We start from the raw sequence: 10668 nt of genomic DNA on the forward strand, positions 1-10668 counted from the left end.
CGCCGTTTAAGTTCTAACTCAGTCTGTCGACACCGCTGTCATTCCACGCGCCGACCGATACATGCGTGTCGTAAGTCCTTGTGTTATTCCGCAACAAAGACGAATCAGGCATCAACCGGCAATACATTTCCGTAGTTCCTGAATCAAACCCTGGCAGATATATCCAGTATATTCCGATTAAATTGGTAATAAGATGTGTCACCGGTCCTCTAACTATCATGCACCAACAGATTGATTAGCATTTGAATGCTGCCGATAGCTATGGAAACTCTTGTAATTGGGCTCGATGGTGGTGAATGGGATGTTATCGAACCCATGATTGAAGAAGGACAGCTTCCCCATCTAGCTGATCTCAAAGAATCTGGTGTATCTGGACCACTTGAGTCCATCAGACCGCCCGTTTCCCCACCTGCATGGAACTCTATTCAGACAGGTATGAATCCTGGGAAACATGGTATTTTCGACTTTAGTGATTTTGATGAGAAGTACCGTCGAACTTCGACCAATGCATCTGATCGTTGTGCTGTCCCATTTTGGACAATTCTCAACGACTACGGAACGACAACAGGACTATTCAAAGTTCCATTCACATACCCTCCGGAAGAAGTGGATGGATATATTGTCAGCGGGTTTCCAACACCTAATGGTACAGACGATTTTGTCCGACCTATGTCACTCCAAGAAATGATTGGCCCGGCCAAAGATCTCTTTGAGGATAAATCTCTCTACACCGGCGGTGATCAGGAGAAATTTAAAGAAAACTTGATTAAGGTGGCGGAGTATCAAACCGAGTTGTTCATTGAATTAATTGAAAGCCACGAAACTGAGTTTGGGATGTCTGTATACGATGGTAGTGACCGTATCCAACATTACTTTTGGAAATATATGGACGAATCCCATCCACGGTACGAACCTGAGTCTCCACATACTGGTGCGATTGAACAATACTACAAAATTGTAGACGACGGTATCGGCAGAATTCTGGAACGAACAGGCGATGATTGTGATGTACTTGTTATTTCTGATCACGGTTTTGGTCCTCTATCGTATGACATTTACATTGACGAATGGTTGGCGCAGGAAGGCTTTCTAACCCGGAATAATCAGAATAAGGCCAGACAGACTAGTACTGATGTCGCACTCTTGGCACTAAAGTCTGGGTGGCAATTAGTGAAGCAAGCTGGACTACAAGATACGGTCAAGTCGATCGTCCCTGCTTCTTGGTTTAAGACCGGCAAATCGCTTGAACATGATTCGCACCGTGGTATTGCTTGGGATGAAACAGTAGCCTTTTTTTCAACCCTATCTGGACAAGGTATATTCATCAATCTTGAGGATAGATTCGCCAAAGGTAGAGTAACTGGCGAGGAATACGACAAAGTAATTGAACAGGTTCGTGAGTCGTTACTGTCGATTCGGCATCCGGAAACGAATGAACAACTTGTCGAAGAGGTCATTCGAAGTGATGAGGCCTACTCCGGTTGGGTTGTCGATAATGCCCCTGACCTAATTGTCCGGACGGATCCAGAGTATACTCTAAAAAATGGTTTATCCGATGAGTTGGTTCGTTCTTCAAAGCAGTTTGATCAGGATAGATCCGGTGACCACCGAAAGAAGGGCATATTCATTGCCTCAGGACCAAGTTTCGATTCAGGCACAATAGAGAATGCAGGAATATTGGATATTGCACCAACATTATTATATTTGCATGCATGTCCTATTCCGGAGTCTATTGATGGGGAGGTGTTACACGAAATAATCACAGATGATCTGAAAGAAAATAACCCGATTAACCATACGAGTAAATATGGTGAATTCAGCGGAGAACGACGAGAATGGAGTGAAAATGAGGAAGAGGCCTTAGAAGAGAGGCTAAGCAATATGGGTTACCTCAATTAAATATGGATAAACAGACCGAAGGTGGGGTCTCCGTCCTTGCCACACAAGGTAGCATCACGCTCTTTGGCAATATTTGCGGGAAAGTTTTAGGTTTCGTATTTGCTGCCATTGCTACCAGACTCGTTGATCCGACAGATTACGGAATCTATACATTAGGCTTGTCTATTGTGATTTTCATCCAAGGATTTGCCAGTCTGAATATTTATCGATCGGTTGATTATTTCATCCCACAGTTTATTAATGAAAATGAGTACGGGAAAGCCAAGATGGCGCTTCGCAATGTAATTATAATCGGTTTATTGTCATCAATGGTTGGTTTGGCTATTTTATTATTGAGTGCTTCAACTTTAGCGGATATATTTGATAAACCTCAATTGGCATTCGTGCTTTCAATATTTGCTTTGTTAATCCCAATTCAGACAATAAACAAAATTCTAATTGCATCATTCAATAGCATTAAAAATATGACTCATAGGGTAATAATGAAGGACATTCTGAATCCATTGAGTCGGATCATTGCGATAATAATTCTCATCTCCGCTGGATTTGGGATTGTCGGCTTAATTTCTGGATATCTACTCGGAGTGGTATTCTCCGTGTTTATCGGCTTAATATTGTTTGTTTATGAAGCAGACTGGTTCACGCATTCAGAGACAGATCAAATATCTAATCGTGATCTGTTGTCATACTCTCTGCCGTTGGTCCTTACAGGAGCAATATATGCTCTAGTCGGACAAATTGATTACTTTGTAATCGGTTACTACATAGGATCCACAGAGGTTGGTCAATACCAAATCGGATTTATTCTTGCTTCAAATATCCTTATTGGGCTCCAAGCAATCACACCAGTATTCAAACCAATTATTGCAGAAAACATCCATAATACAAAAATCATTGAGAGTCAGTTCAAATTATCAACTCGGTGGGTTACCATCCTCACAATCCCTCCCGCTCTTACACTTGCACTAGCTCCAGATCCCTATCTTTCGATTTTGTTCACAAATCAGTATACTGCAGCGAGCGTTGCTGTTGTCCCCCTTTCACTTGGATATCTTATTAACGCATCATTCGGACCAGAGGGGATGGTACTTGAAGGACTTGGACATACCCGTCTTACCTTATTAAACACATTCGTCCTCGTCAGTACGAACGGGGTTTTGGATCTACTTCTAGTTCCTGAGCTTGGGGTTTTGGGTGCAGGAATTGCAACCGGTACTGCACTTACAGTTGCTGGGTTGGTTGGGGTTATTGAAATATATTATATTCGGGGGGTCCATCCATACAGCGCTCAATTAATGAGAGTCTGGGTCGCGATAGCGTTCCCACTTGCTGTGGGTATAGTTATGACTTCCTTCCTCGAAGGACTGTTACTCATCATCACACTTCCGGTATTTACCTTGATCTCATTCATCTTAGGGCTACACATAGTTGGTGGGTTTACATCTGAAGATGCAAAAGTTGCTGATCAATTTGACCAGCGAATTGGGTATCCAGTTATCAAGACTCTACTTATGATAAGCATGAATAAGTAAGTCAAAACTATTGTATTTGAAAACCTGTTCGTAGATATGGCTCAAAAAGTGATAAGTGAAGTACAGCACTCAGATAATGTCACAGAAGACCTGCGAGATCCTAAGTCTACGCGCGGGTCGACGACCTTGATCTCGAAGCTCTGTGAGGAACAGTACTGATTTACTTCGTGCAAACGCTATTATCTATTATCTTCGGACGAGGTTCGATCTGGAACAGCTTGAACGGGTCGGACTAAGGACAAAGACGGCACAGAGGGGGCCTACCATTCGGAAGCAGTATGGGATAATCACGTTTCACGCGTACGCGAGAATTGAGGAACAAACGGTACAGGCTAGCGATTCGCCATTTGATTGTCGTTGATACCACCAACAGTATCCTTGCGGAGTTTCTTGGCGTCTTCGACATCAAGGCCCTCTATCTTGACTGCGAATTCTGCGAAAGTAGGTAGTCCTGCTACAGGCACACAACCACGTGTTCATCATCTCGATCACCCGACGGCCACCGAACGGCCAGGTCGTCCAGCAACGACCAAATAAATTTCTTTAGTAGATAACAAGGCTGTCGCGTCGGTGGGGGTCGCTGCCAACAACGATGGTTTTGACAACTTTTTGTGACTACTACATCAAGGGCAGAACGGTACCGATCCGAACCAGATCTCAGACATCAGAGAGGGTCAACAGAGGATACTTCGTGAAGTATTGATCTTAGGCTATGATTTCAATATGCTACTTACAGAACTCGGAATAGGTTCGAATGAAATGTTCGGAGAGTTATGACTCCGAATTGAGACGCCTACAATCGCTTCAATCACTCCAAAACCAGAATCGTAGAATCGCGGCTTCAAGCGTTTTCTGTCTGCTTGAATCAGCTAATCTTAACAATGAGTATATACATAAGGTCGAGTTTTGACACATACTGGCTATTTTGACTGATAAGTGTAGCTGCTGTGTAATACCCATCACTATAAATGTAATAAAAATCCGATAGTTAACATATTGTTCAATAGCTGAATAGTCTTAACTCACGATTAGCGTAGTTTGGCAACCGATTGGTAATACCGCAATTAGCCATAGTTTGAGCGATTTCATTGCGTCCACTTTTGAAGAGCGAGAGGGTGTTCTTCCACAACTATTTTATATATTCTGTCTCTTATATAGTGTATAGTTGTCAAATTCACGCTTGACCGAGTCTGGCTATTTTAAGCATTAAGTTATAACAACAGATCTGCTTTCTACCTCTATCACGTGACTACCAATAGTAAATTAATTCCCTACATCAAATGAAGTCAACTCAAAAATCAAAACTGGCTCTGTCTCTCTCGATATTACTCTTAGCTGCACTTTTTGTTAACTTTGTAGGGCCGCGCAAGTATTTCGGGCCGTGGGCTTTCGGTTTCATCATTGAGCCATTTACTACTAATATCAGTAGCATCACAGCAACAGAAAGTTTCGTCAAATCCACACATGCTCGAAGCCAATTCTACATAGCCTTTGTAGATATAATTCAATTATTCACAAACGATGATATGATGTTGTATCCGGGAATTATTATTATAGGCATATTCGTATACTCGTTCCTTCAGGGGTTACCGCGCTTCTCGAGAATCATCGCTACGACGGTCACGATCTCTGGACCAATCGCAATGATACTCTACGCGTATTCCCTGAGTCGGGGTGCAGTAGATATTATACTTTTACAGACAATCATTCTATTACTGATAGTATCTCTCCGAAACAAGAAGTATAACCTAATGGCGGTGACAGTTGGTAGCGGTGGAATTATTATTTGGACACTCCATCAATCAGTGTACCCTTTCCTCGTTATATTACTCTGCTCACTCACGATCTTTAACTGGACCGATAGTGGAAAAAGACAATTTCCAATAACGGTTGCTGCGCTAACTGTACCTATAACAATTTTTCCCGAACCATTCAGAGTATACGTAAGCTCTGCCATAGCTGTGTCCCGCGCATTGCTGGACCCGACTACTGGTATTTCTCTCTATGGGTCAAATCTTGATGCTGTTGAAATGGTGGTATCTAGTCCCCCATCACTTCCACCAGCCTGGTTAGGACCAATCATATATGTGAACTTATCCATTTGTACAGGTTTGTTAATTGTTACTTGGGCCATTATCCGACATTTCAAACCTGAATCAATCCTGACGCAGTTGAGTGAACACCGTACTCAAGTAACCATCGCTGTGGCAATAGCTACTGGTGGGACGGCTATATTGTACATTATCCGAGGTTTTACATTCCGAGCGTTCGTGTTCTGGCCAATTGTCTTCCCAGTCTTCCTTAATGACCTCTGGTATGTAAGTAAAAGGGTGGATGATATTGCATTTCCGATACCTAATGTCGATAGGCTGAGAACAATATTCATTGTACTATTGATCGCAGTTGCTGTTACAAATAGTATTCCTTTATTGTATCCAAATTATGTTGATAACCAACCTAATGTTGTCTCAAACCCCCAATATAGTAGTGCAGTATTCGCCGATAATATGAATGATGATATTCCAATATACACAGATCTACTCCACTCAAACGCTATTCTTATAGAGACCGATCACCGGAGTCTGCGGAATCCACGTATTGTCGCAAGTATCAACGGAGAACCGGGACTCGATCAAATTGGCAAAACGTTGTATAACCCTGAGTGTGGCCCTCATCGGTACCATATTATCTCCAGTAATTCACAATATGGTACAACTACTTGGGGTGGGAATATCCCATCTATTGATTCTGAGTCATATATCGGTTCGGATATTATATATGACAACAGATATGACTCTATACATTTATTTTATAAATGCAAAAGTTCATAAAAAGCAATGATTTGGATATTTTGTCTGCGGGTTGCCCTGTCAACCAATGTGCGTCATCGGCATCTAGTCAAGTCAGTTTGGGAGGCGAGCAGATCATTGAGTTAGTTGGAATAATGATCGAAGATCTGCCCAGCGGTGTCTTCGCGACAGAATTCAAAAATGTTCGAGCGGGGTGGTCAGCGAACGCCCTGACAGCCGTCTGGCTCCGTGCAACTGTTCTTCTCTTTGAGAAACAGAAGCAATCATTCAGTTGCTCGGCGTAGATCGATCGTTTCAAGCAGACTCGTAGTTAGTTCAATTACTCTCTACAGTCTAAAGAGTCTGCTCAAAGAGAATTGGGGCCGATCGTGGCGGACGAGATATCTGTCAAGATCCACCGAGAACAGTCATGGTAGTATATCCAATGAATTTAATATAAAGGTTTATCTTGGCGTGCACTATCCAGTCACATGGTCCGGCGGCTGCGTTCCTCTTCAGCGTCACCGAGAAACACGATGCTCTGAAGTAGTATTCTCACGATGCTTTGGCTCTCGGACTGCCTTCTTTCAGTTAGGTATCAACGGCCGCGTCATTACACCGACCGAAGTCTGGTTGCAAAAGCTTCACACAACTAAGACGGGAGTTGACCGTTTCGATCCCTCATGGTTTGCAGTCGGATAAGTGTCCTCTGTGACTTGCAGTATTTGTTCACTACTACAATTGCCAGTAATCGCATCAGGCGTTGGAAAATCGAACGCAAGTTCATGAGGTTATCTAGACAATACCGAGAAAATGGTACTGCCTAGTTAAGCCAGTTTGAGGAACGAGCAGGTCGTTGAGTGTGTTTGGGATGAAGCTCGCAGACCTGCTCAGCGAGTGCTTTGAGATGGTTTAGAAGAAACTTGGGAGTGTGAGCGACACGACGTTCACGAGATCAAAGCTCTCGTCAGCCCATCAGAACGCGAAGCGTTCTGAGGACGCCCGTAAGGGCGTTCGCTGTCCATCTCCACGCGACCGGATGTTCGCTCAGAGAAACAAAACAAATTCTTCGATATCTCGGCGTTGAACGCTCTCACCAAGCGGTTTGGCAGTAGGTACATCGGCTTGCTGACAGCGGTCACAACCCGGCTGAGGCGAAGCCGAAGCGGGTTGCGGTCGATGAGACCGCGTCAAAATCAATGGCGAATGGTCTTGGTTGTACGCCACAATAGACATCGAGACAAAGCTGATTCTTGACGTCGAGTTGTTTGGACGGAATGGTACCTATCCGGCTGCTGCGTTTCTCCATCGACTCTCGGAGAAACACGATCTCACAGACGCTGTGTTTCTCGTTGATGGATACGGTTATCAGACTTCCCTCTCTCGATTAGGATTGAGCGGTCGGCTTGACTATGTCGAGCGAAACCTTATCGAAAAGTGGTTTCACACCCTCAAAATGCGAGTCGACCGCTTTCATAATTCGTGGGTGGACAGTCACGGAAGCGTCCGCGAGTGGTTCATACAATTCACACAATACTATAATTTTCAACGACTGCATCAAGCACTCGATGGGCGAACGCCAGTTGAGGAAGTCACTAACTAGACAGTGCCGAGAAAATCATTTTAGCAGATCGCGCACATTCGTTCGCGACCTCCGTTGAGATATGATAACGCCAATTTGACATGCCAGATTATAATAAATCAAGATAAGGTACTTCAGTGAACGGACTGGCCTTGTTTTTAACCCCCGATCAAAGTACACAGTCTCTCCGTCGCGTTCAAAAAACAGGTCGATGTGACGTGCAAAAAGTAGTGGTAACCCTATTATTATCCAAGTAGCCGGATAGTTCAAAAGTATGAAATATAAATGATTTCGCTGGTAGATGTATGTGAAGTACACCTCGTCAAACTGACCGCTAGTCTGGTGACGTAGATGTTCAACCGTGGTGCCACTATCGTAAACGATTTTGAATCCCGCGTCCCAAACCCGAATACTGAAGTCGGATTCCTCAAAATACGCCGGAGAAAATGCCTCGTCCAGTTCACCCACAGATTCAAGTACCTCAGAATTAATCAAGTAGACCGCTCCAACTACGTCGTCAATATACTCAAATTCCTCAGGTTGAAGCTCTTCTTGATATCTGTTATATTCATACTTTGATCCAAAAGTTGGAAATATATCCGTTGTGAGAGGAAAGTACCGACCGTTGTAGTGGATATCTCCGTTCGGCTCAACTACTTTACAGCCGACGACTCCGATATCGTTTTTCGACTCCGCTGTCTCGACAAGAGTTGTAAGCCAGTGCTCATCAATTATTTCTATATCATTATTGAGCATTAATACATAATCATACTCGTCTCTTTTTGCTATCTGGAAAGATTGATTATTTCCTCTCGCGAATCCTCGGTTCTCGTCGTTCTCGATCAGTTTCACCTCCGGAAAATCCGAACGAACCATTCGGACCGAACCATCGTCGCTCCCGTTATCAATTACCACCACGGTGAAGTGTTCATAAGTTGTCAATTCAAAAATCGAATTTAGACAATCGGATAAAACTTCACGTCCATTCCAGTTGAGGATGGATATTAAAACTTTAGGAGGCATTTAGTTTTTGTTATGAGTCGGATTCTATATAATTGCTGCGGAATATTTCAACCAATAGAGGTGTAGTCGTTAATAGATTTAAATATTATCATTTTTTAGAATTTCATCGTGCAATGCCTAACATGCGGGGGTTGTCAATAAATTTAACAGAAGTGGATCCGATTAGTTAAGATCAAAAGTAGTCATAACAAAATGTCAAGTTAATTATATATGCCTGGCAATTTTCATCTACCAACTAGACGGGCTCTATAGAATTGAGATCACCAGTGATTTTAGCGGCCAGATATTCTCTTGGTGTGTTGAACTTTGATGATTCATCTAGGGAAGGCACGTAACAGAAGCGTTGAAGGTAGTCAACTTGTGTCGTCTCAGAAAGTTTCGAAGCTTGTTGTTCAAGATCGACGAAATCACTATCGATAGACAACACATGATCGTGAGTGAACGGGGAAAAGGTGTTTTGTTCCCATGGTAAATCAATGACCCCCGGCACCTTACCCCTGAGAACTGCACGTAACAGAGCAGTTGAATCAACAGTCAATACGATATCGTGATTTTCAATATCACTCTCTAGTCCAGCGCCACGGGATAGTTGAAAGTCATTAAAGAATCTTGAAATTTTTTCTTCAGAGTCTTTTGGATGGGGTCTAACCCTAAGATTCAGGTTATTTTTTCTTTGGAATGTCTGAAGAATGTCCGCCAGTTGTTTTTGTTGTTGTTCTGTCCATGACCCTGCCTCATATTGCCACTGAGAGAGGAATAAAGCGGATTCGGCATTTGTCTCAACAGGTTTGATGGAGCCTGGATTGAATTCCGAGTATCCTACCGTAGTGACTGTTCCAGCCCCATTACATGGATATTGTTCTCTAAGTTTCCGAATCCGTTCTGTGAAGAAATCACCCATTGTTAATACTTCGTCGGCGTACGGACTACAAAAGAGAAAGGCCCCGTAATTGAAACCGAATCTACGTTTGAACTTTTCAATGGCCCATGATTGGGGTTCAATTGATGGTCTAAAGATCCCCTGCCGGTTTACAGGTTGTCCATTTCGAAATTCGAGATCCGGGCGATTGATGCCATGTTGAATAACGATACTCTTGAAATCTGCGGTTTCTGAAAACTTCATTACATGTTTGATAAACGGGAGTCGATCATGGCCACTAACGAAAACATCCATAGATGTATCTTTAATATACGAGTGAATGTCATAGATTAGTTGCGGTGAGATGTTGTCTTCAATGACACGTTGAATAGCGACTTTCTTTTTCGATCTCGGCGTTTCATGAAATTTGGTAGCTACTTTTGACCGAATATACTCATCTGCGAAGCGATGGGGTTTCAGTTCGTCCGCTGGTAGAGTTGAGCTCTTACTCGGATCAGCGCTTTGAAGAAGTTCATCAAAAAGAAGATACTCAACTTCGTAGTCTTCCGAGAGTTCTTCTGCGATAGGAACTAAATTTCGATATGTTGTCGTATCGTATATTGAGAACACTATTTTTCTAACCATGTTTTAATGAATTTGCACCGTTTTAAGTAGGATTTTTATTATATTTATGCCTTTTCATAAAGTTTCTATGCAATCTTTGAAAGCTATTAATTAATTATGAATTCAGGATATTAATTACTATCGGATCTTTCGTAGTTACTGGGCAGCGGTAAAGAAGTGACGTGCCACTCCATGAGAAGCATAATTCCTCTCAATACAATCGTCTTGTGGCGTCGAGCCTCGAACTTGTGCAATAGATTTGCTGGTGTGACGAGGGTGTCATAGAAGAGTTCTCACACCGTGATCACGGTACTTCCCGGATTGTCTCCACGTTCGTAGTTGGTGATTGCGACGACGAGG

Annotated in this window: 5 protein-coding genes and 1 pseudogene; 4 read left to right on the top strand and 2 right to left on the bottom strand. The window is 43.0% G+C overall.

The features are described 5' to 3' along the window. The first annotated feature begins 261 nt into the window (after positions 1-261). The 4 genes and pseudogenes from AM590_RS19715 (at position 262) to AM590_RS19725 (ending at position 7823) form a co-directional block, all read left to right on the top strand. On the top strand, positions 262-1899 hold the full coding sequence (locus AM590_RS19715) for an alkaline phosphatase family protein (protein WP_082677654.1): 1638 nt from the start codon (positions 262-264) through the stop codon (positions 1897-1899). Positions 1900-1901: 2 nt separating this feature from the next. Then, positions 1902-3431, top strand: coding sequence for a flippase (locus AM590_RS19720; RefSeq protein WP_082677655.1), 1530 nt, complete (start codon positions 1902-1904; stop codon positions 3429-3431). Between the two features lie 1643 nt (positions 3432-5074). After that, positions 5075-6262 carry a hypothetical protein gene (locus AM590_RS20745; RefSeq protein ID WP_172795751.1) on the top strand — a complete coding sequence of 396 codons (1188 nt, stop codon included), beginning with the start codon at positions 5075-5077 and terminating at the stop codon, positions 6260-6262. 829 nt (positions 6263-7091) lie between these two features. Beyond that, positions 7092-7823, top strand: a pseudogene (locus tag AM590_RS19725) (IS6 family transposase). 15 nt (positions 7824-7838) lie between these two features. Here the strand turns inward: AM590_RS19725 and AM590_RS04005 are convergent. Together AM590_RS04005 and AM590_RS20340 are read right to left on the bottom strand one after the other, a co-directional pair. After that, a complete protein-coding gene (locus AM590_RS04005; RefSeq protein WP_082677656.1) occupies positions 7839-8825 on the bottom strand; it encodes a glycosyltransferase family 2 protein in 987 nt (328 codons plus the stop codon). A gap of 235 nt (positions 8826-9060) precedes the next feature. Next, positions 9061-10329 carry a hypothetical protein gene (locus tag AM590_RS20340; RefSeq protein WP_157575417.1) on the bottom strand — a complete coding sequence of 423 codons (1269 nt, stop codon included), beginning with the start codon at positions 10327-10329 and terminating at the stop codon, positions 9061-9063. Positions 10330-10668: the final 339 nt, after the last annotated feature.

Source organism: Haloferax sp. Q22, assembly GCF_001482285.1.
GTDB lineage: Archaea > Halobacteriota > Halobacteria > Halobacteriales > Haloferacaceae > Haloferax.

What these genes read in the sequence shown, in the direction of transcription:
- AM590_RS19715 (WP_082677654.1), top strand. Translation starts at nt 262, where the DNA reads ATGGAAACTCTTGTAATTGGGCTCGATGGTGGTGAATGGGATGTTATC.
- AM590_RS19720 (WP_082677655.1), top strand. Translation starts at nt 1,902, where the DNA reads ATGGATAAACAGACCGAAGGTGGGGTCTCCGTCCTTGCCACACAAGGT.
- AM590_RS20745 (WP_172795751.1), top strand. Translation starts at nt 5,075, where the DNA reads ATGATACTCTACGCGTATTCCCTGAGTCGGGGTGCAGTAGATATTATA.
- AM590_RS04005 (WP_082677656.1), bottom strand. Translation starts at nt 8,825, where the DNA reads ATGCCTCCTAAAGTTTTAATATCCATCCTCAACTGGAATGGACGTGAA.
- AM590_RS20340 (WP_157575417.1), bottom strand. Translation starts at nt 10,329, where the DNA reads ATGGTTAGAAAAATAGTGTTCTCAATATACGATACGACAACATATCGA.